A 24,919-nucleotide genomic window follows, 5' to 3' on the forward strand; every position below is an offset into this window, starting at 1 on the left:
GAAGAACGGAATGTCAATATTCCTGGTTCGCGTCGGCGTTCCAGTGGTAGAGGGTGCGCGCCGATGCAATGCGTTTGAACGATATCGGATCGTGATTCAGTCCCGCGGCTTTCAGCAGATCGCGAACGGCCGAGACATCGGCGTCGGTCATCTCTTCGTACTGCGCGTCGGCGCCTAGCGACTTCACCGAGCCACGTACATACAGCACGGCTTCATAAAGCGAGTCACCCAGCGCATCACCCGCGTCGCCGCAGATCACCATGCGGCCCGCCTGCGCCATGAACGCCGAGAAGCTGCCGACCGAGCCGCCGACCACAATGTCGCCGCCTTTAAGTGAGATTCCGCAACGCAGGCCGGCGTCGCCGTCGATCACGAGCAGGCCGCCATGCGCCGATGCCCCCGCGCCATTCGACGCGAAACCCTTCACGTGGACCTTGCCGCTCATCATGTTTTCCGCGACGCCCGTGCCTGCGCTGCCGTCCACGATAATCGTCGCGTGTTTGTTCATTCCGCCTGCGTAGTAGCCGGCGTGTCCGTCGATCAGCACCTGCACCGAGGCATCCACGCCGACCGCCAGATTGTGCGCACCGTTGGGCGACGCGACCGTCACCTGCAGCCCTTCGAGCGTCTCGGGCGCGCCATGAAGAAACTGGTTGACCTCGCGGACAGTCGCACTCTCCAGGTCAAAGATCACGCTTTCCATACATACATCTCCTCGGGTGCAGGTTCAAACACTTTGGCATGCTTGATATCGGGCAAGTGCGCGAGCGACCGGAATTCCGATGCAATCGCGACGTAGTCATCGGTCTCGGCCACGACCGCCGGCTTGCAGGCAAAGGGATCACGAATCAAGGCCAGTTCCGTCGATGTCCCCATCAGGAAGGTGTAGAAACCGTCGAGCTCCTCGAAGCCCTTTTGCAGCGCGACCGGCAACTCATCGCCTTCGCGCAGCCGCCATTCGAGGAAACGGCACGCGGCTTCGGTGTCGTTGTCGGTATCGAAGTGAATGCCCTGCGGTTCGAGCATGCGGCGCACGCCATAGGGATTCGACAGCGAGCCGTTATGCACCAGGCAAAAATCTTCGCCGGCCGTGAACGGATGCGCGCGATCGGGTGTCACCGCCGACTCGGTGGCCATGCGTGTATGGCCCACAAGATGCGAGCCCTTCAGGTTCGCGAAGTCATAACGCGCCGCAACCTGCGCGGGCGTACCAATGTCCTTGTATAGATCGATCGAACGTCCCGTGGAGAGCAGGTACACCTTCGGAAACGTTGCGCGCAACCACGCCTTCACGGCCTCCGGATCACCGCGCAAAGTCAGGACCGCGTGATTGCCTTGCGCGTCCACTTCAGCATCCACGTTCATGACGCCGTTCAATACGGTGGCAAGTCCGCTCCAGTCGAACCGGTCGCCCTCGGGCGTGAACCCCGAATACAGGCTGAGTTTTCGCTTGGCCGCGTCCAGCGGCTGGCTGAACACCGCCAGGCCGGCCGAGTCCGGGCCGCGCTCGGTCATGCCGATCAGCATTGGCACCATCAATGCCCCAAGCTGCTCGCGCAGTGCCGGTGTTTTCACCAGCAAACCTACGATTCCGCACATCGTGCTTCTCCTCAGAAAAATTCCAGATAACTTTTCATTTCCCAATCCGATACATGCCGCATGTATTCGAGCCATTCCATCCGCTTGAGCTTGAGGAATTCATCGGCGACAGGACCGAGCGCGTCGCAGATCAGCCGGTCGCTTTCGAGTGCATCCAGCGCGTGCTCGAGGTTCTGCGGCAATACGCCGATGCCATGCTCGCGCAGCTTCGCCGGCGACCACTCGTAGAGGTTTTCATTCGCCGGTGCGCCGGGCGACAGCTCGCGGTCCACGCCGTCCAGACCCGCTGCAATGACTGCGGCCGTCGCCAGATACGGATTGCACGCGCCATCGGGCAGGCGTAGTTCAATGCGTTCGCCCGGCACGCGCACCATGGTCGAGCGGTTGTTGTCGCCATAGCTGATGTATGCGGGCGCCCAGGTTGCGCCCGTCAGCGAACGGCCAACCACCAGCCGCTTGTATGAGTTCACGGTCGGGTTACACAGCGCCGTGAGCGCCGGCGCGTGGGCCAGCAAACCGGCCGTAAATTGATAGGCAAGTTTCGACAGGCCCATACCCGACGAATCGCTTTTGTCTGAAAAAAGATTACTCACGCCGTCGCCAATCGACATGTGCATATGCATGCCGTTGCCCGGCCGGTTCGCGAATGGCTTCGGCATGAACGAGCAGATCAGGCCCATCTCGTTCGCGATCTCGGAGGCCGCCATCTTGAAGAACACATAGTGATCGCAGGAGGTCAGGCAATCCGTGTACGTATAGTTGATCTCGAACTGACCGTTCGCGTCCTCGTGATCGATCTGATAGACATCGATTCCCGCCGCGCGCATCGACTCGGTGAGCTTTTCCAGGAACGCCCGGGTACGCGACAAACCCTTGTAGTCGTAGCAGGGTTTGGCGAGCGTATCGCTTGCATCGCATGGTTCGATAACCCCCGTCACCGACCGCTTGAGCAGGGAGAACTCCGGTTCAAGCCCTGTAAACAAGGTCCATCCGCGATCTGTCAGGCGGGTTATCTGCTTTTTAAGCGTCACGCGCGCGTCATAAGCCCAGGGTTCGCCCTTGACATGGCCCTCGCAGACAATGCGCGCCGTACCGCTTTGCCAGGGCACGGTGGTGAGGGTAGAGAGATCGCCGACCGCCATGAAGTCCGGGCCGTTCGGCTCGATGCCCACGCCCCAGATCGCGAAACCCGCGAACCCGGCGCCCGCGGTGAGGATGCTGTTGAGGTGTGCAACCGGCACCGACTTGGCCTTGGCCACGCCGTGAATATCGACGAACTGCGCCAGCACGTATTTCACGCCTTGTTGCACGAGCCAGCTTTGCGCATCCTGCGCGGATTCAAAGCGCGGGACGTGGCCAAGCTCGGTGCCAAGCTCCGCGACGGGCGCGTTGCCGCCATCGTTCAGGTTCATCGTGACTCCTTGCATCGTCTATCGTTGGTTGAAAAAGCCATGCCCTTTTTGCATGGCCCGACTACGACCCGCTCGAAAATCACCCGTCCCGGCAATCTGCCAAGCAAGTTCGCAGTATGTGCATGAATTTATTGATATGCAACAATAATTCATGCCATGAAACATCTGACGCAACCCTGCCCCTACTGATCTGCTAACCTGCCGTTTTCTCATGAGGCGTGCGATGCAAACCGAGGATGACCGCAAGAATCCGCTTGAGCATTACCTTGGCGCGACCATTCGCGAACTTCGCCAGCGCCATGGCTTGACCATTGCCCAGGTTTGCGAACAGGCCGGCATCAGTCGCGGCATGCTCTCGAAGATCGAAAATGCCCAGACGTCGACCGGACTCGATGTTCTCAACCGGATCGCCCAGGCTCTCGGCGTATCAATGTCGGCCCTGTTTCGCAATTACGACACTCCCGACGGCGGCGCCCAGTTCGTCAAAAAAGGGGCCGGCATGGAAGTGGTCCGCAAGGGAACGAAACGCGGCCATACCTACCATCTGCTTGCCTACGACCAGGGCCCCAGGAAAATCTTCGAACCGTTTCTCATCACGATGGATGACGAAGCGGAAAGATTTCCGATCTTCGAGCATCCCGGCACCGAGTTCATCCACATGCTGAAAGGCGTGATTGAATACCGGCACGGCCAGCAAACCTATGTCCTCCATCCGGGCGACACCCTCACGTTCCAGGGCGATGTTCCCCACGGTCCGGAGAAACTCATCAAGATGCCGATTCAATTTCTGTCGATCATCCTGTACCCGCCGGCCGCAGCGGAATGAAGGCTCGAACACTCCTCGGCATAGCAATGCAACGATCGTGCCAAGTTTCCCTTTGAGAACTAAAAGTTCATGATAGGAAACCATCCGGCAAGCATTGGATGTCTTCTGGATGGCAGTGCGGGACGCGCGCCCGCCTTAACGCGGTGCGATGCGTGCCTTGTCTGGTGCATCGACGCACGCCACCGGGTGGCCCCCTTATGAAGTCCATTACCAGCGCTTATGCAAATTGGCTCAACACGCTCTGCCCGTAATGCTCGTTTCATTACGGGCTGAAACGTTGTTCGCCTGGTCGGGGTTAATCTGCTTTCATTCCGGCCCCCACCACAGGAGCGTTCCAAATGAAAAGGCAAATCATCCGCGTCGAGCCGCTTTCGTCGTATCTGGAAAGTTGGAAAGCGCCGGCCTCTGTCATGACGCGACATGGCGATATGTTGTATCTCTCGGGCCTTCCTCCGTTCGATCCTGAAACGGGCGAGGTCGTCAACGCGCCGGTCGAGCGTCAGGCCGAAATTGTTCTCGAACAAATGAAGCTTTGCCTCGAGACAGCGGGGTCGTCGCTGGATAACGTTTTGAAGTGCAATGTGTATTGCACGTCGGTCGAGAAGTTTGCGGCCATCAATGCCGTCTACGAACGCTACTTTCCCCACGACCCGCCAGCTCGAATCTTCGTCTGCGTTCCCGCATGGGCGGGGAAGTTCGACATCGAGATCGATTGCATCGCAGCCGTTTGAATACCTGGTTCAACAGTGCGAAAAAAAGCCGGTGCCCAATCCAGGATTGGGCACCGGCCTTCAACTACGCTGTCCTTCGCTACAACACTTTGATTCTTCAGCCGACTTCGCCCTAGAAATTGAAGTTGTCGATATTTGAAGAGTCAAACGTGGTCGGCGGTCCAAGCACGACTTCGCCGCTCTTGCCCACAGTGCGCTTGCCCAGCTTGCCTGCGTCGAAGCTGTCGCCTTCCTTGCCCGTGATCGTGCCTGAAGCGAGGTTAGCTGCCGCGTACGCCGCGAGGTAGCCGAGTTGACCCGGATCCCACAACTGGAACGCCTTCACGGTGCCGTTCTTGATGAACGCGCGCATCTGGTTCGGCGTGCCCAGCCCGGTCACCTCGACCTTGCCCTTGGCCGGCGATGTCGAGATATAACGCGCCGCCGCCGCAATACCCACGGTCGTCGGGGAGATGATGCCCTTCAGGTTCGGATACGCTTGCAACAAGCCCTGCGTTTCGACGAACGATTTCTGGTCGTCGTCGTTACCGTAAGCGATCTTCACCAGCTTCATCTTCGAATATTCCGGCTTCTTCAGCTCCTCCTCCATCCACTTGATCCAGGTGTTCTGGTTCGTGGCGTTTGGAGTAGCCGAGAGGATCGCGAACTCACCCTCGCCGCCAATCAGCTTCGACATCAACTGCACCTGCCCCCGGCCGATGCCTTCCGAGTTCGCCTGATTGACGAAGATCTGGCGGCCATCGGGTGCGGTATCCGAGTCGAAGGTCACGACCTTCACGCCCTGCGCCATCGCTTTCTTCAGGTATGGCACGACTGCATTGGCATCGTTCGCGGCAATCACGATTGCATCCTGGCGTTGCGTGATCAGCGTGTTGATGTACTGGACCTGTGACGATGCGCCCGCATCCGACGGCCCCACCACCTTGCCCTGACCGCCCATCTCCTTGATTGCCGCCAGGCCGCCGTCGTCGGCAATCACCTCGTAGGGGTTGTTGATCTGCTTGGGCAGGAACGCTATTTTCAGGTCTTTTTTCAGATCCGCGGCACTCGCGCCGGCCGGAATCATGGCCGCCGCGGACACCGCGATCAGCGCGGCGCATAGCGCCGGACCGCGAATGGACTTGAAGGGTTTGAACATGCTTGTGTCTCCTGATGTCGCGCGCTGCTCCGGTTCAATGAATGGCCGGAGTCTTCACGCTGGTTTTAAAAAGCCAAGCTTCATGAAAGCGTCTGCGTCATCATGCGTTTTTCACGCATGACACGCCAACGTGCAACAAGATTCGGAATCAGCACTGACGACAACAACAAGCCACCGGTAACAATGGTCAGCGTCTCGCTCGATACATCCGAGAGCGTCAACGCGTTGCGCAACACGCCGATGATCAGCAACGACAGCAGCACGCCGATCATTGACCCGCGTCCACCGAAGATGCTCACGCCCCCGAACAGCACCGCTGCGATCACCGACAACTCGAACCCCTCGCCGTTATCTCCGCGAGCGCTCGTGAAGCGCAACGTATAGACCACGCCCGCGAGCGCGCTCATCGCGCCAGACAGCATGAAGAGCTTGAGTTTCGTGCGCGCCACGCCGATGCCGGAAAACTGCGCGGCAACCGGATTCGCACCGATCGCGTAGAGGCTGCGTCCGAACGGTGTCGCTTGCAGCAGCACCGTGAAAACGACCGCCCCAATGACGACAAGGACAAACGGCATGGGCAGGAAGGCGGCAATCGTATCCATTCCGAACGCCGTATAGGACGCGGGAAAATCTGCGACAGCCTGGTCGCCGAGCAGCACGTACGCCAGGCCGCGAAACAGAGCCAGGGTGCCGATGGTGACAGCAAGCGAGGGGAGATTGAAGCGCACGATCACGAGCCCGTTGAACAGGCCCGCAAGCGTTCCGGCAACCAGCACGATCGCAATCACGAGCGGCATGGGCAGGCCCATGTGCCAGAGCACGCCCATCAGCGCACTCGACGCGCCGAGCACCGACGCCACCGACAAATCGATTTCAGCCGCGACGATGATCAGCGTCATCGGCAAGGCGATCAGCGCGATCTCGGTGAAGTCGGCCAGCATGTTCGAGAGGTTGGCGCTCGAGAGGAACACGGGCGACAACACGCGTCCGAGAATCAGTCCCAGCACGAGCACCACCACCAGCATGGTTTCCCACGAGAGATGCCGACGCTTGGTCAAAGCAAGTGCGGAATCGGGTTTAGCCATGATCGCGTTTCCTCATCATGCGGCGCGCGACCGAGCGCGCCAGCAGTGTGTCGAGCGTGATCGCCGCAACGATCAGCGCTCCCTGAATGGCCTGCTGCCAGAACGGCGATACGCGCAACACCACCAGCGCAATGTTGATCACGCCAAGCACGAGCGCGCCAAGCGTCGCGCCAAGGATGGTGCCCACGCCGCCCGTGATCGCCACGCTGCCCACCACGGCGGCTGCCACCACCTGTAGTTCGATGCCCTTCGCGGTGCTCGCCTCCACCGTACCGAAACGCGCCAGCCACAGCACGCCCGCGAGGCCCGCAATCGCGCCGGACAACAGGAAGCCGATCATCACGCGACGCTCTACGCGAATACCTGCAAGCCGTGCGGCTTCGGGATTCGACCCGATCGCGTAATGCTCACGCCCGCCGCGATATTGCTTCAGATAAACGCCGATCGCGAACAGCACGACTACTGCTATCAGCACCAGGTTCGGCAAGCCAAGCAGTGAACCCGTGGCGATGCGCGAGAACGCATCGGGAAGGCTGGTCGCATTGATCTGGCCGCCATGGACCCAGGCGTAATCGGCGCCGCGAACGATATACAGCGTCGACAAAGTCGCCACTAACGAAGGCACGCGCCCGAACGTGATCAGCGTGCCGTTCACCGCACCAATCGCCAGGCCGATGGTTATGCCGGCGAGCATCGCCACCGCGATCGGCATGTGCGGAAACATCACGAAGAGACTGCCGACCGAATACGCGCTGACACCGACAACGGACGCTACCGACAGATCGATATGCCGCATCAGCATCACCACCGTCATGCCCGCCGTGAGCAAGCCGATGATCGATACATTGAGCAGGACGTCGCGCAGATTCTGCAGGTTCAGGAACTCGGGTTTCACCGCGGCGGTGGCCGCGATCAGCGCGATCAGGACGACAAATAAGGTCGCCTCGCGGCTGCGAACGAGGTCCGCCAGCAGGTTGCGGCGTTTGGATTTGGGCTCGTGCACAGCGGGCATGGCGGGAGAATGTCGTGTCATCATGCCGCCTTCCCCAACATGGATGGCGATGCGCCGAGTGCGGCGCTCATCACGCGTTCTTCGTTTGCATCGGCGCGGGCGATGTCGGCGCTGATGCGCCCTTCGTGCATGACAAGAATGCGATCGGCCATGCCGAGCACTTCGGGCAGCTCGCTTGAAATCATCAGGACTGCCATGCCTTCACGCACGAGTTCGGCGAGCGTTCGATACACCTCCGCCTTGGCGCCTACGTCGATACCACGGGTCGGTTCATCGATGATCAGCACTTTGGGACCTGTCGCCAGCCACTTTCCGAGTACGACTTTTTGCTGGTTGCCGCCCGACAGCGTACCTACGGGCGCGTCCAGATCGCTCGCTTTGAGCCGCAGGCGTTTGCCCCAGTCGGCGGCGAGCGAATTCTCGCTGCGTGACGAGATCAACCCATGTTTGACCAGACGTCCCAGCACCGTCAACGACGCGTTGCGCGCAATGCTCAGCTCCAGCGCCAGACCTTGCGCACGGCGGTCCTCGGGCACCAGCGCGAGCCCTGCGCGCACTGCCGCTTGCGGCCGGCCCAGTTGCAAGGGTTTGCCCGAGATATGCACTTCTCCTCCATCGACCGCGTCGATGCCGAAGATCGCGCGCGCCACTTCGCTGCGCCCTGCGCCAACCAGCCCCGCGAGCGCCACGATCTCGCCTGCGCGAACTTCGAACGAGACGTTCTTGAACACACCATCGCGCGTCAAATTACGCACTGACAGACGGACCTCGCCGGGCGCAACATCGGCTTTCGGATAGAAGGTATCAAGGTCGCGTCCGACCATCTTGCTGACGATTGAGTCGATGGTCATGTCGGCGGTCATGCCGTCGAAGACCTTCAGGCCGTCGCGCATGATGGTGAGGCGCTGCGTCAGCGCGAACACTTCGTCCAGCCGGTGCGTGATGAAAAGAATGGCGGCATCGCGTTCACGCAATGCGCGCACGATCGAGAACAGACGTTCCACTTCAGTCAACGACAACGCCGCAGTCGGCTCGTCCATGATGAGCACATTCGCGTTCAGCGAAAGCGCTTTCGCAATTTCAACCACTTGCTGATCCGCGATGGACAAACCGCGCACCAGGCGTTCCGCGCGCAAGTTGACGCCAAGCGATTGCAACAGCGCATCCACTTCGCGATTCATTTCGTCATAGCGAATCCGGCCGAGCCGGTCGCGCGGCTGACGCCCCATGTAGATGTTTTCCGCGATGGAAAGATCCGCAAACAACGTAGGTTCCTGATAGATCACGGCGAGACCCGCGTCACGCGCCTCAGCGGGATTCGCAAACGTACGTGCCTGTCCGTCCACCAGCAATTCGCCCGAGTCCGGCTGATACACGCCGGCAAGCAGCTTGACTAGCGTCGACTTGCCCGCGCCGTTCTCGCCGAGCAACGCATGCACTTCACCCGGCCACAACGCGAGGCTGCCGTCGCCGAGCGCACGCACGCGGCCAAACGACTTGCTCGCGTGCCTTAGCTCAAGCCGAGGCGGATTGTTATTGCCCATACTGTCTCCTTCAGATGCGATAGATACGTTCTGCGTTGCTTTTGAAAAGAGCTTCTTTTTCTATGTCTCTCAGGTCTTTCACGATCGACGCATACGCGTTCCACAATCCTTCATACGTGGCGAACAAGCGGTCCACTGGAAAGTTCGATGCAAACATCGCGCGCTCGCAACCAAACGTATCGATGGTCTCGAGCACATACGGCCGAAAACTTTCGATGCTCCATTGATGATCGAACATGGCGAGCCCGCTGATCTTCACCGCCACATTCGGACATGCGGCCAACGCACGCAAGCCGTCACGCCATGCACGAAACCCCTCCACTGAAGACCGATCGACGAACATGCCGGCATGATTCACGATGAACTGCGTGTCAGGATGTTCCTGTGCAAGCTCAGCCGCTTCCTTCATCTGCGACGGGTAGAGCTGCAGGTCGAACGACATCGAATAGCGCTTGAGCAAGGCGAAGTTCTTGCGCCATTGCGGTTCACGCATGTAGTGCCGGCCCACGTAGTCATAGAGTGGATTCGCGTGCACGTTGAGTATCTGCCGAATGCCGCGCGTATTGGCGAATGCGGCGTGCCCTTCGAGCACTTCCTGCGCGTTATCCGCCGATAAATCCGCGCCCGCCACGATCGCGTTCGGCAACCCGTGGCCTTCGTTGTCGGCAACCTGCTGCAGCCAGCGCGTTTCTTCCACCGGATCGGCGGGATCGTGATTGGCGTCCACGTGTACGAGCTTGAGCACCTGGAGCGGACCGGCATCGCGCAGCAAATCACCGATCAGGTAGTCATGCTTCAGCTCGCGTGCGTCGCCGACGAACGACTTACCCGGGTTCGCCAGCCACGGATAGTGATGCGTCTTCAAATCCCAAAGGTGAATGTGCGGATCGACAACCTGCATGGATATGTCCTCGTGCCGCAAAGGCTAAAGCAAACGCGTCAGGGTAGATGGAAGACCGGCGCGAGCGCGGTTTGCACCGGCGAGCGGTCGGGGTTGGTTTCCATCAGGTCGGCCATGCTGTCCCACCATTTGCGCATGATGGGCAGATCGGGCAACGCGTCCATCGTGTGATCGCGCTCACGCTTGAGCGTGGCAAAGAGGTGCCCCGTGGTTTCGTCGAGGAAAATCCAGTAGTCGCGGATTCCGGCGTGACGTAACGCCTCGGCCAGCTCGGGCCATATGTCGCGATGACGCCGCTCGTATTCATCGCGTTGGCCCGGTTTGAGGGTCATCCTGAACGCAATCGTCTCCATTGCGGCTTGCCTTTTATAGGTGTTGAAACCGGTTGAATCCCGGCTTATGCGTTACGACTATAATTCGCCGACTGATAACATGACAATCCGAAGTCAGGATCAGCCGATCGCAAAACCGAATCGCACAATGGACGCACGAGGACGCCAGATGAACCAGAACGTCTCCCAGATTGCCCTCGTCAATCGCCTGAAATTCAAGCATCTCGCGCTGCTCGTCGCCCTCGACGACGCCCGCAACCTGCACCAGGCCGCCGAAGCCATCAACGTTGCCCAGCCGAGCGCAAGCCGAATGCTGAGCGACATAGAAGAAGCGTTCGGCTTCCTCCTGTTCGAGCGCAACGCCCGCGGCATGCAGCCCACGCCGCTCGGTGTCGCCACGCTCGCCTATGCGCGCCGCTCGCTTGCCGACCTCACGCGCTTCGCCGCCGACCTCGAAAGCAAGCGGCGCGGCGGCCACGGTCAACTGACCGTCGGCGCAATCATGGGCGCAGCGCCTGACGTGCTCGCCATGGCCATTGCCGAACTTAAAAGCGAACGCCCTCTGCTCAACGTCCGCATTCTTGGCGAGACCAGCGACCAGGTGGTGCAATTGCTGCACCGCCGCGAAGTGGATCTTGCGCTCGGCCGTCTCACCACGCCGCTCCAGCACAACGACTTCGACTTCGAACCGCTCTCGCGCGAGGCCATGCGCCTGGTCGTGCGCGCAGCGCATCCGCTCGCCCATGAAACCACGCTCTCACTCGACGCGCTGATTTCCTGGCCCTGGATCCTGCAACCGATCACCAGCCCCGCGCGCGCGTTGTTCGAAGAAGAGCTTGCGCGGGCCGGGCTTGCTTCGCCCTCCAACGTGGTCGAGTGCGCATCGATCTTCGCCACGCTTCAGCTTTTGCAAAACAGCGACGCCGTCGCCATGCTGCCGGAGTCCGTCGTCCGCGATTACCTGCGAGCGCAGTTGCTGATCGAACTACCCATCGAGATCGGCAAGAGCCTCTCAGGCTTCGGCTTATTACGGCGCAAACATGAAACGCTCAGCGAGCCGGCCGAATACTGCATCGCGTTGCTACGCAAGTACTCGGCCGGTTCGTTCACTGAGTGAGTTCACTGAAGGTTGACGAACAGGCCGCCGTCCACCAGCAGCGATGCGCCCGTCACATAACGCGCGCGATCCGATGCGAGAAATGTCACGCACTGCGCGACATCATCCGGTTCGCCCAGGCGTCCTAGCGGAATGCGCTTTTCGAAGTACGCACGCTTCTCGGTATCGGCGAGATCCTCTGCGTTCAGGTCGGTCGCGATCGTGCCGGGCATCACCGAATTGCAGCGGATGCCATAAGGTCCCAGCGCGATCGCACACGATTGCATCAGTGAATGAACACCTGCCTTGGTCGGCGTGTAATGCGTCTGCATGCCGCCGCCAACGAGCGCACTGATCGAACTGGTTGCCACGATCGAGCCTCCCGTTCCTTGCAGCTTCATCTGGTTCGCGACGGCCTGCGTCACATAGAACGCACCGTTCAGGTTGACGCCGATGGTCGCTTCGTACACCGACGCCGGCATGTCGAGGAACGAGTGAAATGGACAGATGCCGGCGTTGCTGGCAAGGACGTCCACATGACCGAATGCGTCGACTGCCTGCTTGACGAGTTCAAGCCCCGTCTCACGCAACGCGACGTTTCCTTCGACGGCGATCACTCGCCTACCCAGCGTCTCTATCTCGCCGACCACTTCTTGCACGGCCGACAAACGTCCATACGAGCGGTCGTTATCGCCCCAATAGTTCAGTACGACGTCCGCGCCTTCCTTCGCGCAAGCCACGGCGATCGCGCGGCCAATGCCTCGCGATCCGCCTGTGACAATCACCACCTTCTTGTCGAGCAGCACGATAACCTCAGCGTTTTCAATGTGTATAAGGACGCACAAGGGTGCATTCGGGATTGAGCCGCACACCGAAACCCGGCGTCTCCGGCACCTTCATCCGGCCGTTCACGGGCACGGGTTCATCGAGCAGCAGCGGATTGAACATGGGCACGACTTCGTCGGCTTTGGGCGCCATCATCAGGAACTCCGCGAACGGCGAGTTGTGCCGCGTCACCACGAAGTGATAGCTATAGACCGATGAACCATGCGGCACGACCAGCACGTTGTGAGCATCGGCGAGCGCGGAGATCTTGATCAGTTCCGTGATGCCGCCGCACCATCCCACATCCGGCTGAACCAGATCCGCGCAGCCCATTTCAAACAACATCCGAAAACCCCAGCGCGTAGCTTCATGTTCACCGGTGGTCACCATCATGCCGCGCGGCACCGAGCGCCGCAGTTCGGCGTAACCCCAATAGTCATCGGGCGGCAACGCTTCTTCGAGCCACTTCAGGCCGTATTCCTTCGCCGCGTGCGCGAGGCGCGTTGCGTAGTTCAGGTCGAGGCTCATCCAGCAGTCGAACATCAGCCAGAAATCATCGCCTACTTTCGAGCGCATATCGGCAAGCTTCGCAATGTTCTTCGCGAGCCCTTCCTCGCCTTCAGCGGGTCCGTGCTGCAACGGCATCTTGCCGCCGATAAAACCCATCTCCTTCGCCAGGTCAGGGCGCGCGCCGGTTGCATAGAATTGCAGTTCGTCGCGTACAGGTCCACCTAAAAGATGAAACACCGGCTCCTTGCGAACCTTCGCGAGCAGATCCCACAATGCAAGATCGACACCGGAAATAGCGTTCAGCACGATGCCTTTGCGCCCGTAATAGAGCGTGGCGAAATACATCTGATCCCACATCTTCTCGATGTCGGTCACTCGTTGGCCTTCGAGAAACCGCGCCAGATGTTTCTCCACGATAAACGCCCCTATCTCACCGCCGGTAGTGACCGCGAAGCCGACTGTGCCATCGCTTGCTTCAATCTCGACAACGAGCGAACCGAGCACGTTGATGCCGAACGACTGACGGCTCGCGCGATACTCGGGGTAACGTCCCATAGGCGTGGAGATATGGTCGTCGATCCAGTGATCGGCGCCCTGGTCGTGATAGTCGGCGCCGCCGCCGCGAACGGTGAACGCGCGAACGTGGCGGATGGTGGGCATGGACATGATTGGACTCCGTTAAGGTTCTACTGTTCAGGACGCTTTGGCGCGCTTGTCGTGGATATAAGCGGGTGTCTGCGCAGGACGCACGAACACGATGATCGCGATGGCGGCGAGCACGGCAACGAGTCCTAGCAGGACGAGACCCGCGCTAGTCGATGCATAGGAACGTTCCGCGGCCGTGCGCACCATGGGCGCGACGAAACCGCCGAGGCTGCCGAGCGAATTGATCAGCGCGATGGCGCCGGCCGCAGCGGCGCCAGTCAGGTAATGGGTGGGAAAGGTCCAGAACAGCGGTTGTGCTGCAATCAGGCCGCTCGCCGCGAAACACAACGCGATCAGCGAGATCACGGGTTGACCTGCGAGTCCCGATACCGCGATGCCCGCACCGGCCACGATCAGCATCAGCACGGCGAGCCGTCGATGCTGGCCATGACGATCCGCATACCGCGGCACCACCCACGTAACCAGCACCGCACACAACCAGGGGATGGCCGTGACGAAACCGACCTTCGCACCCACGTTCGCGCCAAGCAATGCAGCCACCTGTTGCGGCAGATAAAAGATCACGCCATACACGGACATCTGGATTAAAAAATACACGGCTGACAGGGTCAGCACCCGCGGATCGATCAATGCGGCAAGCACGCTGCGAGGTCCGTGCGCGGACGCTGTCTGTGCATCGTGGGAGAGTCGCGAGAGCAGCAGCTCACGTTGAACGGCGTTTAACCAGCGTGCCTTGGATGGATCGTTGTCGAGATACCAGAATGCCCATACGCCGACTATGGAGGCCAGAACGCCTTCCACCAGGAAGAGCCACTGCCAGCCCGCAAAACCGAATGCGCCATGCAGGTCGAGCAACGCGCCGGACAATGGGCTGCCGAAAATGAATGCGAGCGGCGCGCCGAAATAGAACACGCCTAGCGCCCTCGCTCGCGCCGATTGAGGAAACCAGCGCGTGAGGTAATACACGATGCCCGGGAAAAAACCTGCCTCAGCCACACCCAGCGCGAAGCGCAACACATAGAACATGGTGGCCGTATGCGCGAACGCCATGGCTGCGGAAACAAGCCCCCATGTCACCATGATCCGGCACATCCAGAGCTTTGCTCCCACGCGATGCAGCAGCAAGTTGCTCGGTACTTCGAAGAGCGCATAGCCGACGAAGAACACGCCTGCTCCGAAAGCAAAGGCCGCATTCGAAAGACCCGTATCGTGCTGCAGCGCTTTCTGCGCGAAGCCGATGTTTGCGCGATCGAGAAACGCCAGCATGTACATCAGCAACAGGAACGGCAGCAGTCGCCGCATCACGCGGCCAATGACCGCTTCCTCCGCACTAGCGGTATCGCTCATGCGTGTCTCCAGATATTTTTATGTGACGGACGTGCTCATGGCGACACCCGGGGCGGCCGCGAGCGGCTTCAGTAGGTCGCGCGGCCACCGGACAGATCGAACACGGACGCCGTGCTGAACGCGCAATCTTCCGAACTGAGCCACAGGATCAGCGAGGCGGCTTCTTCCGGCAGGAGAAAGCGGTTCATCGGAATCTTGGAGAGCATGTAGTCGATATGCTGCTGCGACATGGAATCGAAAATCTCTGTCTTCGCGGCAGCCGGCGTCACGGCATTGACCAGGATGCCGCGCGTGGCGAGCTCCTTGCCGAGTGACTTCGTCAGCCCGATCAGGCCGGCTTTCGAGGCGCTATAGTGGGATGCATTCGGATTGCCTTCCTTGCCCGCCACCGACGCAATATTCACGATCCGGCCGTAACCTTCCTTCAGCATATGCGGCACGACGGCGCGGCAGGTGAGATACGGGCCGATCAGGTTCACGTCGATCACACGGCGCCATACGTCCGGCGCCAGCTCCCAGGTCGTGCCGTTGCCGCCGGTGATGCCCGCGCAGTTGATCAGCACATCAATCTTTCGATGCGCTTGCAGCGTCTGCTGTGTGGCTTGTTCAACCGATGCCTCTTCCGTCAGTTCGACCACGGCGACGCTGACCTTGCCGGCCTTCGCCAGTTCGCCGCGGGCGCGCTCAAGGCGTTCGGCGTCGATATCCCACAGTGCAACTTCAGCGCCGGAGGCGAGCGCGCGCTGCGCCACTGCATAGCCAATACCGCGTGCGCCACCGGTGATCACCACGGTCCGTCCGGCCAGATCGATCTGGTTCATCGTGTCTCCTTTTGTCTTTAGATGATTGCGTTGCTTCGGCGCCCTGTTTCGCATTCCGTTCGGCGCCTGCTTAAAGCCGCTGATGAACGAACTATAGGGGCGCTCTCATAGCCAAACAATCCGACTATTCGATGGTCCGATAGCAAAAGTGGATCACAAGCTTATAGAGGGACCATTCGGGTTCGGGTTTAGCCCTATGACGCCTGCAGCGCTTAAGCGCCAAGCTTGGTGAATCGGTCGTTCTTGCCGCATTGCCACTTGCGGGCACGCTGCTTGCTCGGACCGAGAGGCTTATCGATTCAGGGGGAACATGAACATCGTCTAACCCGGGATGTCCCCGTAAGAATTGTCCTCACCATGCAGGTAGCTTGCTACACGCATTTAACCTGACGGAGAAACGCTATGGAACCTGTCTCGCACGGAATCATCTTCTGGCTGATCATTGGCGGAATTGCCGGCGCGCTCGCCGGCCGAATCGTTGATGGAGGCGGCTTCGGAATTATTGTGGACATCATTGTCGGCATTGTCGGCGCGTTTATCGGCGGGTGGCTCGGCGGCGTGCTCGGCATACATCTTGGCGGCGGCATCATTGGGTCGCTGCTCACCGCGTTGATTGGCGCCGTGATCCTGCTGTTCATCGTGCGGCTCTTCAGCCGAGGGCGAACGGCTTAGCCGCGGACACATTTGGCAGGACTTTGGTTGACGCGAACGCCCACAAGCGCAGTTCGTCAAATTGAAAAAATCCCGCACAGGGCGGTTCGCCTGTGCGGGATTTTTTCTGCGCCAGTTTCGCAAGCTTTGCAGGCCGATAAGGCATCCTGATTGAATCAGGATGCCTTATCTACACTCTTTATCAATCGCGAAGCTCCGGGATCCAGCCTGCCTTGGCTACATCTGCCTGCCTGAAATCCACGAACCGGGACTCAAGGTCCGCAATCGTGTGGATATCGTTCTTGACCAGGTCGTCGCGCGTGATCAACGCAGGCTTTATTGCGATCCTGTGCCCCGGGTCCTGGCCCGCCACCAGCAGCGCCGCCGCTCGCACCGAGACCTCTCCCACTACGGCCGGATTCGTCGCGGCAGTGGCGACCCACGAACTCCCGGGCGCCCGGATCGCCTCTATATCGGCCGTCGATATATCGGCGCTATAAATCCGGAGCTTCGAAGCGATGCCGGCCTCGTCGGCCGCCAGCTTCGCACCTCGGGCGAACTCGTCGTAAGGCGCGAACACCACACGCACGTCGGGATGCGCCCGATAAGCCGCCGCGGCCTGGTTGGCCACCGACTGTGCAATCGGGTTATCGACCGTGCCGAAGCGCGCCTCCTCCTTGATCTTCGGATGTGCGGTCTTGAAGGCCTTCCAGACCGCGTCGCGCCGGTCGAGCGGAGCGAAGCCCGGCACATAGACGTACGCGGCGGAGAACGCATCGCCGTTATCTTTCACTGCCTGATCGAGCAACAAAGTCGCGAGGTCGTGATCGCTTTGCTCGATCTGCGGCACTTTCGGGTTCCCGAGGTCGACGTCAAACGCGACCACCTTGATGCCTTTATCCAGCGCCACCTGCACCACGTCCTTTAGAGACTCAGGCAAACCGTGATTCACGATGATCGCGGAAACACCCAGATTGATTGCTTGCTGAATCTGGTCACGCTGCTGGGCGGCATCCTGACGTCCCTCATAAATGCGCAAGTCGATGCCCAGCGCCTTGGCCTGCTTTTGCGCACCCGCTTCATAAGCCTGGAAGAAATCGCCAGTCGAAAGATAATTGACCAACGCGATCTTGACGCCGCCTTTATTGAAGGGGGCGGGTGCATTGGGCAAACCGCCTGCTGCATAGGCGGAGATGCTGCCGGCAAGCAATGCGGCGACGAACAGACGGCCGATAGGTTTAAGCATGAAGGATAGTTTCCGTTTCTGTGGAGTAAGCGCGGGGACAACGTTCGACTGAAAGCGCGCAGCGGCAAGGCGCCGCCATACGACTTCGATGATTATTCGCAACCGCCCTGTTTATCGACGAACCCGTTCTAGTTCCACGGGTGGCGCGTCGGCTTGATGCCATTCAAGTAATAGTTGCCCACAAGGTGATACTTCCAGCGCACCGGGTCGTGCAGCGTATGCGTGCGCGCGTTGCGCCAGTGACGGTCGAGGTTATGCGCGGCAAGCGTCGACTGTGTACCCGCCAGTTCGAACAGCTTTTCACTGGCAAGCAATGCGATCTCGGTGGTCAATACCTTCGCTTCGCCGACCGCCACCGACGCGCGGGCAATATCATCTTCGCTTGGCGCATGCGCTTGCGTTGCAATGGCGTCGAGCGTACGCGCCGCACGCTCAAGCAACGCCTCGGCCGCGTGCAACTGAATGTGAAGATGACCCACCTCGCGTACCACGAGCGGATCGTCGCTGGCGCGCTCGACGCCGCTGTCGATCCATGGACGCGAGCGCTCGCGGACGAACTTCAGCGTGTCGTCTATCGCCGCGCGCCCGATACCCGCATCGATTGCTGCCTGGATGATCTGGGAAATCGGGCCATTGAGCGTCGGCACGTCCGATACGCGAAAGGCCGGAAATACGTGGGAAGCCGCAACGCGTACCTGGTCCGCGATAACCGTACCGCTCGCGGTGGTGCGCTGACCGAAGCCTGACCAGTCATCGATAACCTGCAAGCCCGCGGTACCCGCTGGAATGTAGGCGAGCCAGCCACGGCGTTCGTCGTCGAGACCCAGGATCGGCACGTAGTGCGCGAACAGCGCGCCGGTCGAATAGAACTTCGTGCCATGGACGACATACTCGCCACCCTCGGCCGTGACTCGTGTCTTCAGGTCGAGGACGTGCTTTGTGCCCTTCTCCGAGAAGCCGTTGCCGAAACGCTTGCCCTGCAATATTTCGCCGAAGAAGAACTGCTTCTGCTCCGGGGTTCCCGTTAGTGCGATGACGTCGACGAGACCCAGATGGTTCTGGGGCAACTGTGCCAGTGACGGATCGGCTGCGGCGATGATCTTGATGACCTCGGTCACTGTCACATATGACACGCCGGCACCGCCGTACTCTTTGGGTACGGTGATCGCCCATAAGCCCGCTTGCGAAAACCAGTCGATTTCTTCGTGTGGCAAGCGACGTTCGCGGTCGCGATCGCTGGCCTGTTCGATAAGGCGAGCGGCCACTTCGTGGGCGCGTGCGATGGCTTCGGCGTCGTCGCGGATGATATGCGCGGGTGCTTTCTCTGATGATCCGCTTGAGTGGACTGATGCAGGACGCGTCGCTGCAGTTTGCGGAATGGCTGACATGCTTACCCTTTTATGTGTCGGATCCACGTCAATCTAGCAGCGCCGTGGGCGGGTTCAAACCGAACGATAACGCTAAGGACTTCAAGGGATCGCTTCTACGCTTAGCTTCATTGCTTATAAGGTTTTTGTTTGGGTGGGCGGGTTTTTGGTTTGGTCGGGGGTGCGGTTGGGGTTCAGGTTTTGGCGTTAGCGGTCTGGGTCGGTGCCGGGTAGCCAGGTTCTTGCGTTAGCGGTTTGGGTCAATGCCGGGTTGCTGCTTTTTAGGTTAGTGATTTACTTAGGTTAGCTGATTTCTTTATCACTATTAGCCACTGCGCGTGGCGGCGCGTCATTTCTTTGTCCAAAGCGACAAAGAAACGAAGCAAAGAAAGCGCTTTCAAAACGCGGGCCCATAAGTTGACCTAGCGTGCAGTTTTCGCGTTTTTGGCACCCCAAAAGCACGGTGCTCGCCAGAGCGACGGATGTTTGAACCCCTCCTTCTCGCGAATCCTGACACGAACACGCTTCGCCCCGTACGCTCTCGGGCAAGCACGCTTGCCAAGGAAACCCGTACGGACGGACGCGTATTTGCTGCTACGGCTATTCGTGGGTTAGCTGCTTGGTCAGCGCGGTGGCGTGGTTACATTCGTTGGGTAGGTCTCGCGCATCTTCACGGCCTCGTTTCGGGGAGGGTTGCCCAAGAGGTCCGTCGCGCGTACTTATTTGGAGGGTGGTTTTTCGCGGATAGCGCGGGGTGTTCCTTGGGCAGGTTCAGTCACTGGTGGCGAAGCGTGTGGGTATCCGTGTTCGGAGAAGGAGGGTTTCACACATCCGTCGCTCTTGCGAGCACCGTGCTTTTGGGGTGCCAAAAACGTGAAAACTGCACGCTGGGTCAACTTATGAGCCCGCGTTTTGAAAGCGCTTTCTTTGCTTCGTTTCTTTGTCGCTTTGGACAAAGAAATGACGCGCCGCCACGCGCAGTGGCTAATAGTGATAAAGAAATCAGCTAACCTAAGTAAATCACTAACCTAAAAAGCAGCAACCCGGCAATGACTCAGACCGCTAACGCAGGAACCTGGCAACCCGGCATCAACCCCGACCGCTAACGCCAGAACCTAGCACCCCGGCACCACCCCCGCCCACCACCCCGCCAAAACCCCAACTGCCCTCACCGCCCCCGTCCAATGCTGAAAGTAAACGCAAGCGCCCCGACAAGCAATGCCCCCTTGATGAAATCCTGCATGTAGTACGGCGCATTGAGCATAGTCAACCCATTGAGCAACACACCGACAAACACCGCCCCAACCGCCGAGCCCAACACATTAGGACGCTTCGCCCCCCAAACCGCATAACCGATCAGCGCGGCGGCAACCGCATCCAAAAGCAGCGAATTCCCGGCGCCCACATCGCCACGCCCGACGCGCGCGGCAATCAACGCACCACCGAGCGAAGCAATCACGCCCGAGGCAACATACGCCGCCACACGATAACGCCCCGTCGGCGCACCCGCGAGCCGCGCGGCTGTCTCGTTACCGCCCGTCGCATAGAGCACCCGACCCCATCGCGTAAATTCCATCACAAGCACCGCGACCAGCGTCACCACCGCCAGCACGATGACCGGCACCGGTACGACATCCAGCCAGCGCGCCCGGCCCAACGCCAGGAAGGCCGCCGGAAACGCGCCCGTAGCCTCCGTTCCGTCCGGCAGGATGGTGCCGGTCGCAAGCGATCGCCCACCCGTTGGAATCAGTTGCAGGCCCGCCAGCAGGAACAAGGTTCCAAGCGTCGCGAGCTGGTCCGGGACGCGTAGACGCGTGATCAGCAAGCCATTAAAAAGTCCCGCACCGACACCTAACACCAGGCACGCCGCAACAGCGGCAAGCGTGTTGCCGTGCCACACCACCAGCACGTAGCTCGCGGCCATCTGCGCCGTCGCGGCCGTACTGCCAACCGATAAATCGAAGCCGCCCACAGCCAGCGTAATGCTGACGCCCACAGCCAGAAGCGCGACAATCGACGCAGCCTGCAAGATGCTGAACAGATTGTCCACGCTCAGGAAGGCCGGCTCACGCCATGTGAATACCACGCCCATCACAACCAGCAGCAATAAGATGCCGCTGCGTTCCAGCTTCGTCCTGATGCTGGTGTGTCGGAACTCCGTTCGAACCACGGAGCTTGCTTCGGTAGAAGCGCCAAGTTTCATGCGTCAGGCTCCGGCAAGATCTTCAATGTCTGTTTCAATGATCGAACGATCGAAGTGCACCACACGGTCCGCGACTTCGAACGCCTCCTCGATGGCGCTCACGAACACCAGCGTCACCCGCCCCGCTGCATTCGCTCGCAATACATCGGCAATGTCCGCGCGAGCACCGGCGTCGACACCCTGGAACGGCTCGTCAAGCAACAGCATGCGGGCGGGTTCCGCATGCGAGCGCGCGAGTACGACTTTTTGCTGATTGCCGCCGGAGAGGTTGATCACACGATCCGCTGGACCGTTGCATCGAATGGAAAAGCATTCGATGGCAGACGCTGCCTCGCGACGTTCGCGCGATCTGTTGATCCAGCCGCCCCTGAACCAGTTCGACAGGAACGGGAAGCTCAATGTGCCTTCAATCGACGCAAACGGAACGCTGTCCGGAAAGAGTGATGAGCTCCAGCGGTCCTCGCCTACATGGAAGACACCACGGCGAATTGCATCGGCAGCGGAGCGCGGCCGCCATGGCTGACCATCGAGCGTCATCGTGCCGGCCACCACCCGTTCGATACCAGACAGCGTTCGGGCTAGCCGCGATTTACTCCCTCCCAAGGGCCCCGCAAACGCAACGATCTCGCCACGGGCAGCGTCGAAGTCGAGCGCGGGGCTATCCTTACCCGGGAACAATTTCAGGCCTCGGACCTGAAGGCCTTGGTCGGCCGTCGAACGCACTGTCTTTCGTTCGCGGCTCTTCGACAATCGCGGCAATGCGCGGCCAATCATCGTTTCAGTGGCATCGTCGAAATCGATCGGACTCTTCAGTTTGGCCACTAGCCGGCCGTCGCGCACGATAACCACCCTGTCCGCCATGCGCTTCAGATCAGCTAGCCGATGCGAGACCAGCAGCATGGCGACACCACGCTCGCGCAACCTGTCGAGCGCAGTAAAGAGGCGCTCGGCTTCGGCCGCCGAGAGGCTTGCCGTCGGTTCATCGAGTATCAGGACTGCCGGTTTGGCCGCCAGCGCCCGGGCCAGCGTGACAAGCTGCCTCGTCGCAAGCGGCAGCGTGAACAGCGGCGCCCGCAGGTCGACGTCGAGGCCAACCAGCGCAGCAATGGCACGCGCTTCATCGAGGCGCGCAGCGGGCCCGGCAAACCATGGCGTGGCCGCATTGTTGAAACGATCGAGCAAGAGGTTGTCCGCGACCGAAAGCGTGGGCACGACCGACTCGGCGATCGACTGATGCATTGTCGCTACGCCCAGCGCCTTCGCTTCCTGCGGTGAGGCCGGTGCGTAAGGCTTGCCGTCCAGTTCAAGCGAGCCTCCATCGCCGGGATAAACACCGCTCAGTATCTTGACGATCGTGGACTTCCCCGCCCCGTTAGCGCCCATCAACGCTACGACCTCGCCCGCGGCAACGGTGAGATCGAATCGATCGAGCGCGACGGTCGGGCCGAAGCGTTTCGATACCGACCGCGCGGCTAGCATTGGAAAGCCGGCCGTGGCACCGGCGCGTCTTCGTCGTCGATAATCAGGCGCGATACGTCGCTGGCCGATCCAGCCGGCAATGACGCAGGCAAGGCGGTTTGAATGTCGACGGTGCTCAAGATGCGCCTCCTTGGCTAGCAGGTTCCACGGCAGAGGAGCTTTATACGCATAGCTATTGCGCAACGCAAAGAACGAGTTTTTCTTTCGATATGAACCACGTGCTGGCAAGGCCCCTTGGACTCCAACATGCACCAGATGAAAGCGCCAGCCTTTACAGCCACGCGCATATGCAAAGCTGAAATCGTTAGAGCGCGACGTCGATTCGGCGACTAGATTGTCCGGTTGTTAAGTGAAAATCGAGAAGCCGGCGGCCATGAGCAAAACCATCCATTTCAATGCGTTCGAGATGAACTGCGTCGGCCATCAGTCACCGGGTCTGTGGTCTCATCCACGCGACCGGTCATCGCAATACAAGGATCTCGAGTACTGGACGGATCTTGCAAAGATTCTCGAGAAGGGTTTCTTCGACGGTATCTTCATAGCCGACGTGATCGGTTATTACGACGTCTATAAAGGCAGCAACTATCACGCGATCCATCAGGCCGCGCAGATCCCTGTCAACGATCCCCTGCAGCTTGCGGCGCCTATCGCCATGGTGACCGAGCATCTGGGAATAGGCATTACGGCGTCGACGACTTTCGAGCATCCTTATACCTTTGCACGCCGGCTTTCAACTGCCGATCACCTCACCAAAGGCCGCGTGGGATGGAACATTGTCACGTCTTATCTGGAAAGCGGCGCGAAGAATATCAGTGAAGGCGGCTTGCGCAAGCACGCGAATCGCTATGAAGTGGCAGCCGAATATATTGAAGTGCTGTACAAGCTTTTTGAAGGAAGCTGGGAAGAAGACGCCGTGGTCCGGGATCGTCACAATCGCGTCTTTACGCATCCCGAGAAGGTCCATGAGATTGGTCACCACGGCAAATACTTCGACGTGCCCGGCTACCATCTTTGCGAACCCTCGCCCCAACGCACACCCGTGCTCTATCAGGCCGGCGCGTCGGGTGCAGGCAAGGCGTTCGCCGCCCAGCACGCCGAATGCGTATTCGTCGCCGCCCCGACGAAGGAGGTGTTAAAGGCTTATGTTGCTGACGTTCGCGAACAAGCAGCACTTGGCGGACGGGACCCGAATGAACTGCTGATCTACAACCTCGTCACGGTCATCGTGGATGAGACCGATGCCAAGGCTCAAGCGAAGTTCGAGGAGTACCGCCGCTACACCTCGTACGACGGCTCGCTCGTATTCATGTCGGGTTGGACAGGCGTCGACTTCGGTCAGTACGCGCCGACCGATCTGGTCAAGAAAGTGGAAACCAACGCAATCGTCTCCGCCATCGAACATCTGGCGGGCGGTGCGAAGTCCTGGACCATCGACGAACTCGCGGCATGGGGTGGCATCGGCGGCATGGGACCGGTGTTCGTCGGTTCCGCGGCAACCGTTGCCGATATTCTGCAAACCTGGGTGGAGGAAACCGGCGTCGACGGCTTCAATCTTGCCTATGCGGTCGCTCACGAAACCTTCGAGGATATCGTTGGATACCTGGTGCCGGAGTTGCAGCGGCGCGGCGTTTATCGCAAGGAATATACGCCCGGCACGCTGCGCGAAAAGCTCTTCGGCAAGGGCCGCTTGTTGCCGGCCGGGCATCCCGGTGCGAGGTATAGGGACATCGAGGCATTCAAGCGCGACGAAGCGGCTAAATCTCTAGTCAGCTTGCAGGAATAGCGACCACCGGGCCTATTCATCGGCAAATATTCTCCTGCCCTCGATGCGGATGGGCACGGGGGTCAGGCGTGCGCCAAGGCACGGGCCATCGACACACACGCCGTCCTCAAACCGGAACATCGCGCTGTGATGAGCGCACATAAGAAGCTCGCCACCGTAGGCGCAAAACGTGTTCGGCTCATAGTTCAACGGTATGGAAAAGTGCGGGCATACATTGCGGTAAGCCCACGCGTTATTCCCTCTGCGCAGCACCACGACCTCGGTCCCTGCTTCAAGACCGCCACCGTCCGGCACGTCGTCGATAATACAAAGAGGCACGTCATTGCACGCTCTGTCGTTCATGGC

General features: G+C 60.0%; 24 protein-coding genes. 5 read left to right on the top strand and 19 right to left on the bottom strand.

What is annotated here, in order from left to right; genetic code table 11:
• Positions 1 to 13: 13 nt before the first annotated feature.
• From ACSOSP_RS32435 to glnT, 3 genes are read right to left on the bottom strand one after another with little or no spacing between them, the layout of a single operon-like run.
• Entirely contained in the window at positions 14 to 703 is a 690-nt protein-coding gene (locus ACSOSP_RS32435) for a GltB/FmdC/FwdC-like GXGXG domain-containing protein (RefSeq protein WP_455314760.1), read from the bottom strand.
• Positions 691 to 1,599, bottom strand: coding sequence for an amidophosphoribosyltransferase (locus ACSOSP_RS32440; protein ID WP_455314761.1), 909 nt, complete (start codon positions 1,597 to 1,599; stop codon positions 691 to 693). Before ACSOSP_RS32440 ends, ACSOSP_RS32435 begins: the two co-directional genes overlap by 13 nt.
• 11 nt (positions 1,600 to 1,610) lie before the next feature.
• Positions 1,611 to 3,011: a type III glutamate--ammonia ligase gene (glnT, locus tag ACSOSP_RS32445; RefSeq protein ID WP_455314762.1), complete on the bottom strand. Its 1,401-nt coding sequence runs from the start codon at positions 3,009 to 3,011 to the stop codon at positions 1,611 to 1,613.
• A gap of 223 nt (positions 3,012 to 3,234) precedes the next feature.
• Between glnT and ACSOSP_RS32450 the strand changes: the two genes are divergently transcribed.
• Positions 3,235 to 3,837, top strand: coding sequence for a helix-turn-helix domain-containing protein (locus ACSOSP_RS32450; protein ID WP_158934667.1), 603 nt, complete (start codon positions 3,235 to 3,237; stop codon positions 3,835 to 3,837).
• 338 nt (positions 3,838 to 4,175) lie between these two features.
• Positions 4,176 to 4,568: a RidA family protein gene (locus ACSOSP_RS32455; RefSeq protein ID WP_455314763.1), complete on the top strand. Its 393-nt coding sequence runs from the start codon at positions 4,176 to 4,178 to the stop codon at positions 4,566 to 4,568.
• 112 nt (positions 4,569 to 4,680) lie between these two features.
• Here the strand turns inward: ACSOSP_RS32455 and rhaS are convergent, their stop codons facing one another.
• The 6 genes from rhaS to rhaM all read right to left on the bottom strand — a co-directional run bounded on the left by rhaS (position 4,681) and on the right by rhaM (position 10,601).
• Positions 4,681 to 5,706 (bottom strand): rhamnose ABC transporter substrate-binding protein, encoded by a 1,026-nt coding sequence (gene rhaS / locus ACSOSP_RS32460; RefSeq protein ID WP_455314764.1) that lies wholly within the window; start codon positions 5,704 to 5,706, stop codon positions 4,681 to 4,683.
• Between the two features lie 80 nt (positions 5,707 to 5,786).
• Positions 5,787 to 6,791 carry an ABC transporter permease gene (locus ACSOSP_RS32465; protein ID WP_455314765.1) on the bottom strand — a complete coding sequence of 335 codons (1,005 nt, stop codon included), beginning with the start codon at positions 6,789 to 6,791 and terminating at the stop codon, positions 5,787 to 5,789.
• Positions 6,784 to 7,824 (bottom strand): ABC transporter permease, encoded by a 1,041-nt coding sequence (locus ACSOSP_RS32470; protein WP_455315397.1) that lies wholly within the window; start codon positions 7,822 to 7,824, stop codon positions 6,784 to 6,786. Before ACSOSP_RS32470 ends, ACSOSP_RS32465 begins: the two co-directional genes overlap by 8 nt.
• On the bottom strand, positions 7,824 to 9,347 hold the full coding sequence (locus ACSOSP_RS32475) for a sugar ABC transporter ATP-binding protein (RefSeq protein WP_455314766.1): 1,524 nt from the start codon (positions 9,345 to 9,347) through the stop codon (positions 7,824 to 7,826). The genes ACSOSP_RS32470 and ACSOSP_RS32475 overlap by 1 nt, the downstream gene beginning before the upstream one ends.
• Positions 9,348 to 9,357: 10 nt before the next feature.
• Positions 9,358 to 10,248, bottom strand: a complete 891-nt coding sequence (locus ACSOSP_RS32480) for an amidohydrolase family protein (protein WP_455314767.1) — start codon at positions 10,246 to 10,248, stop codon at positions 9,358 to 9,360.
• A gap of 38 nt (positions 10,249 to 10,286) precedes the next feature.
• Positions 10,287 to 10,601: an L-rhamnose mutarotase gene (gene rhaM, locus ACSOSP_RS32485; RefSeq protein WP_455314768.1), complete on the bottom strand. Its 315-nt coding sequence runs from the start codon at positions 10,599 to 10,601 to the stop codon at positions 10,287 to 10,289.
• A gap of 148 nt (positions 10,602 to 10,749) precedes the next feature.
• Here rhaM and ACSOSP_RS32490 point away from each other — a divergent pair, with 148 nt between their 5' ends.
• Complete coding sequence (locus ACSOSP_RS32490; RefSeq protein ID WP_455314769.1) at positions 10,750 to 11,697, top strand: LysR family transcriptional regulator; 948 nt, start codon at positions 10,750 to 10,752, stop codon at positions 11,695 to 11,697.
• A 2-nt stretch (positions 11,698 to 11,699) separates the two neighbouring features.
• Here the strand turns inward: ACSOSP_RS32490 and ACSOSP_RS32495 are convergent, their stop codons facing one another.
• From ACSOSP_RS32495 to ACSOSP_RS32510, 4 genes are all read right to left on the bottom strand, one after another.
• A complete protein-coding gene (locus tag ACSOSP_RS32495; RefSeq protein WP_455314770.1) occupies positions 11,700 to 12,482 on the bottom strand; it encodes an SDR family NAD(P)-dependent oxidoreductase in 783 nt (260 codons plus the stop codon).
• A 16-nt stretch (positions 12,483 to 12,498) separates the two neighbouring features.
• Entirely contained in the window at positions 12,499 to 13,677 is a 1,179-nt protein-coding gene (gene rhmD, locus ACSOSP_RS32500; RefSeq protein ID WP_455314771.1) for an L-rhamnonate dehydratase, read from the bottom strand.
• Positions 13,678 to 13,704: 27 nt separating this feature from the next.
• A complete protein-coding gene (locus tag ACSOSP_RS32505) occupies positions 13,705 to 15,024 on the bottom strand; it encodes an MFS transporter (RefSeq protein ID WP_455314772.1) in 1,320 nt (439 codons plus the stop codon).
• A gap of 68 nt (positions 15,025 to 15,092) precedes the next feature.
• A complete protein-coding gene (locus ACSOSP_RS32510; protein WP_455314773.1) occupies positions 15,093 to 15,845 on the bottom strand; it encodes an SDR family NAD(P)-dependent oxidoreductase in 753 nt (250 codons plus the stop codon).
• A gap of 402 nt (positions 15,846 to 16,247) precedes the next feature.
• Between ACSOSP_RS32510 and ACSOSP_RS32515 the strand changes: the two genes are divergently transcribed.
• The gene (locus ACSOSP_RS32515; protein ID WP_455314774.1) at positions 16,248 to 16,517 is read left to right on the top strand and encodes a GlsB/YeaQ/YmgE family stress response membrane protein; all 270 of its coding nucleotides are present in this window, start codon (positions 16,248 to 16,250) and stop codon (positions 16,515 to 16,517) included.
• A gap of 181 nt (positions 16,518 to 16,698) precedes the next feature.
• Here the strand turns inward: ACSOSP_RS32515 and ACSOSP_RS32520 are convergent, their stop codons facing one another.
• The 5 genes from ACSOSP_RS32520 to ACSOSP_RS32540 all read right to left on the bottom strand — a co-directional run bounded on the left by ACSOSP_RS32520 (position 16,699) and on the right by ACSOSP_RS32540 (position 22,910).
• A complete protein-coding gene (locus tag ACSOSP_RS32520; RefSeq protein ID WP_455314775.1) occupies positions 16,699 to 17,742 on the bottom strand; it encodes a substrate-binding domain-containing protein in 1,044 nt (347 codons plus the stop codon).
• 128 nt (positions 17,743 to 17,870) lie between these two features.
• Positions 17,871 to 19,130 (bottom strand): SfnB family sulfur acquisition oxidoreductase, encoded by a 1,260-nt coding sequence (locus ACSOSP_RS32525; protein ID WP_455314776.1) that lies wholly within the window; start codon positions 19,128 to 19,130, stop codon positions 17,871 to 17,873.
• A 1,147-nt stretch (positions 19,131 to 20,277) separates the two neighbouring features.
• Positions 20,278 to 21,312 carry an ABC transporter permease gene (locus ACSOSP_RS32530; RefSeq protein ID WP_455314777.1) on the bottom strand — a complete coding sequence of 345 codons (1,035 nt, stop codon included), beginning with the start codon at positions 21,310 to 21,312 and terminating at the stop codon, positions 20,278 to 20,280.
• A gap of 3 nt (positions 21,313 to 21,315) precedes the next feature.
• A complete protein-coding gene (locus tag ACSOSP_RS32535; RefSeq protein ID WP_455314778.1) occupies positions 21,316 to 22,791 on the bottom strand; it encodes a sugar ABC transporter ATP-binding protein in 1,476 nt (491 codons plus the stop codon).
• A complete protein-coding gene (locus ACSOSP_RS32540) occupies positions 22,785 to 22,910 on the bottom strand; it encodes a hypothetical protein (protein WP_455314779.1) in 126 nt (41 codons plus the stop codon). The genes ACSOSP_RS32535 and ACSOSP_RS32540 overlap by 7 nt, the downstream gene beginning before the upstream one ends.
• A 254-nt stretch (positions 22,911 to 23,164) precedes the next feature.
• Between ACSOSP_RS32540 and ACSOSP_RS32545 the strand changes: the two genes are divergently transcribed.
• Positions 23,165 to 24,574: an LLM class flavin-dependent oxidoreductase gene (locus ACSOSP_RS32545; RefSeq protein WP_455314780.1), complete on the top strand. Its 1,410-nt coding sequence runs from the start codon at positions 23,165 to 23,167 to the stop codon at positions 24,572 to 24,574.
• A 12-nt stretch (positions 24,575 to 24,586) separates the two neighbouring features.
• On the opposite strand, the gene ACSOSP_RS32550 is transcribed toward ACSOSP_RS32545, so the two are convergent.
• Entirely contained in the window at positions 24,587 to 24,916 is a 330-nt protein-coding gene (locus ACSOSP_RS32550) for a Rieske (2Fe-2S) protein (RefSeq protein ID WP_455314781.1), read from the bottom strand.
• Positions 24,917 to 24,919: the final 3 nt, after the last annotated feature.

This window comes from Caballeronia sp. KNU42 (assembly GCF_053760385.1).

Bases quoted from the DNA above. Each gene is read 5' to 3' on its own strand.
- ACSOSP_RS32510 (WP_455314773.1), bottom strand. From the start codon at position 15,845: ATGAACCAGATCGATCTGGCCGGACGGACCGTGGTGATCACCGGTGGC.
- ACSOSP_RS32520 (WP_455314775.1), bottom strand. From the start codon at position 17,742: ATGCTTAAACCTATCGGCCGTCTGTTCGTCGCCGCATTGCTTGCCGGC.
- ACSOSP_RS32490 (WP_455314769.1), top strand. From the start codon at position 10,750: ATGAACCAGAACGTCTCCCAGATTGCCCTCGTCAATCGCCTGAAATTC.
- rhaS (WP_455314764.1), bottom strand. From the start codon at position 5,706: ATGTTCAAACCCTTCAAGTCCATTCGCGGTCCGGCGCTATGCGCCGCG.
- ACSOSP_RS32440 (WP_455314761.1), bottom strand. From the start codon at position 1,599: ATGTGCGGAATCGTAGGTTTGCTGGTGAAAACACCGGCACTGCGCGAG.
- glnT (WP_455314762.1), bottom strand. From the start codon at position 3,011: ATGAACCTGAACGATGGCGGCAACGCGCCCGTCGCGGAGCTTGGCACC.
- ACSOSP_RS32470 (WP_455315397.1), bottom strand. From the start codon at position 7,824: ATGACACGACATTCTCCCGCCATGCCCGCTGTGCACGAGCCCAAATCC.
- ACSOSP_RS32455 (WP_455314763.1), top strand. From the start codon at position 4,176: ATGAAAAGGCAAATCATCCGCGTCGAGCCGCTTTCGTCGTATCTGGAA.
- rhmD (WP_455314771.1), bottom strand. From the start codon at position 13,677: ATGTCCATGCCCACCATCCGCCACGTTCGCGCGTTCACCGTTCGCGGC.
- ACSOSP_RS32535 (WP_455314778.1), bottom strand. From the start codon at position 22,791: ATGCTAGCCGCGCGGTCGGTATCGAAACGCTTCGGCCCGACCGTCGCG.
- ACSOSP_RS32545 (WP_455314780.1), top strand. From the start codon at position 23,165: ATGAGCAAAACCATCCATTTCAATGCGTTCGAGATGAACTGCGTCGGC.
- rhaM (WP_455314768.1), bottom strand. From the start codon at position 10,601: ATGGAGACGATTGCGTTCAGGATGACCCTCAAACCGGGCCAACGCGAT.
- ACSOSP_RS32550 (WP_455314781.1), bottom strand. From the start codon at position 24,916: ATGAACGACAGAGCGTGCAATGACGTGCCTCTTTGTATTATCGACGAC.
- ACSOSP_RS32465 (WP_455314765.1), bottom strand. From the start codon at position 6,791: ATGGCTAAACCCGATTCCGCACTTGCTTTGACCAAGCGTCGGCATCTC.
- ACSOSP_RS32515 (WP_455314774.1), top strand. From the start codon at position 16,248: ATGGAACCTGTCTCGCACGGAATCATCTTCTGGCTGATCATTGGCGGA.
- ACSOSP_RS32450 (WP_158934667.1), top strand. From the start codon at position 3,235: ATGCAAACCGAGGATGACCGCAAGAATCCGCTTGAGCATTACCTTGGC.
- ACSOSP_RS32530 (WP_455314777.1), bottom strand. From the start codon at position 21,312: ATGAAACTTGGCGCTTCTACCGAAGCAAGCTCCGTGGTTCGAACGGAG.
- ACSOSP_RS32505 (WP_455314772.1), bottom strand. From the start codon at position 15,024: ATGAGCGATACCGCTAGTGCGGAGGAAGCGGTCATTGGCCGCGTGATG.
- ACSOSP_RS32435 (WP_455314760.1), bottom strand. From the start codon at position 703: ATGGAAAGCGTGATCTTTGACCTGGAGAGTGCGACTGTCCGCGAGGTC.
- ACSOSP_RS32525 (WP_455314776.1), bottom strand. From the start codon at position 19,130: ATGTCAGCCATTCCGCAAACTGCAGCGACGCGTCCTGCATCAGTCCAC.
- ACSOSP_RS32480 (WP_455314767.1), bottom strand. From the start codon at position 10,248: ATGCAGGTTGTCGATCCGCACATTCACCTTTGGGATTTGAAGACGCAT.
- ACSOSP_RS32475 (WP_455314766.1), bottom strand. From the start codon at position 9,347: ATGGGCAATAACAATCCGCCTCGGCTTGAGCTAAGGCACGCGAGCAAG.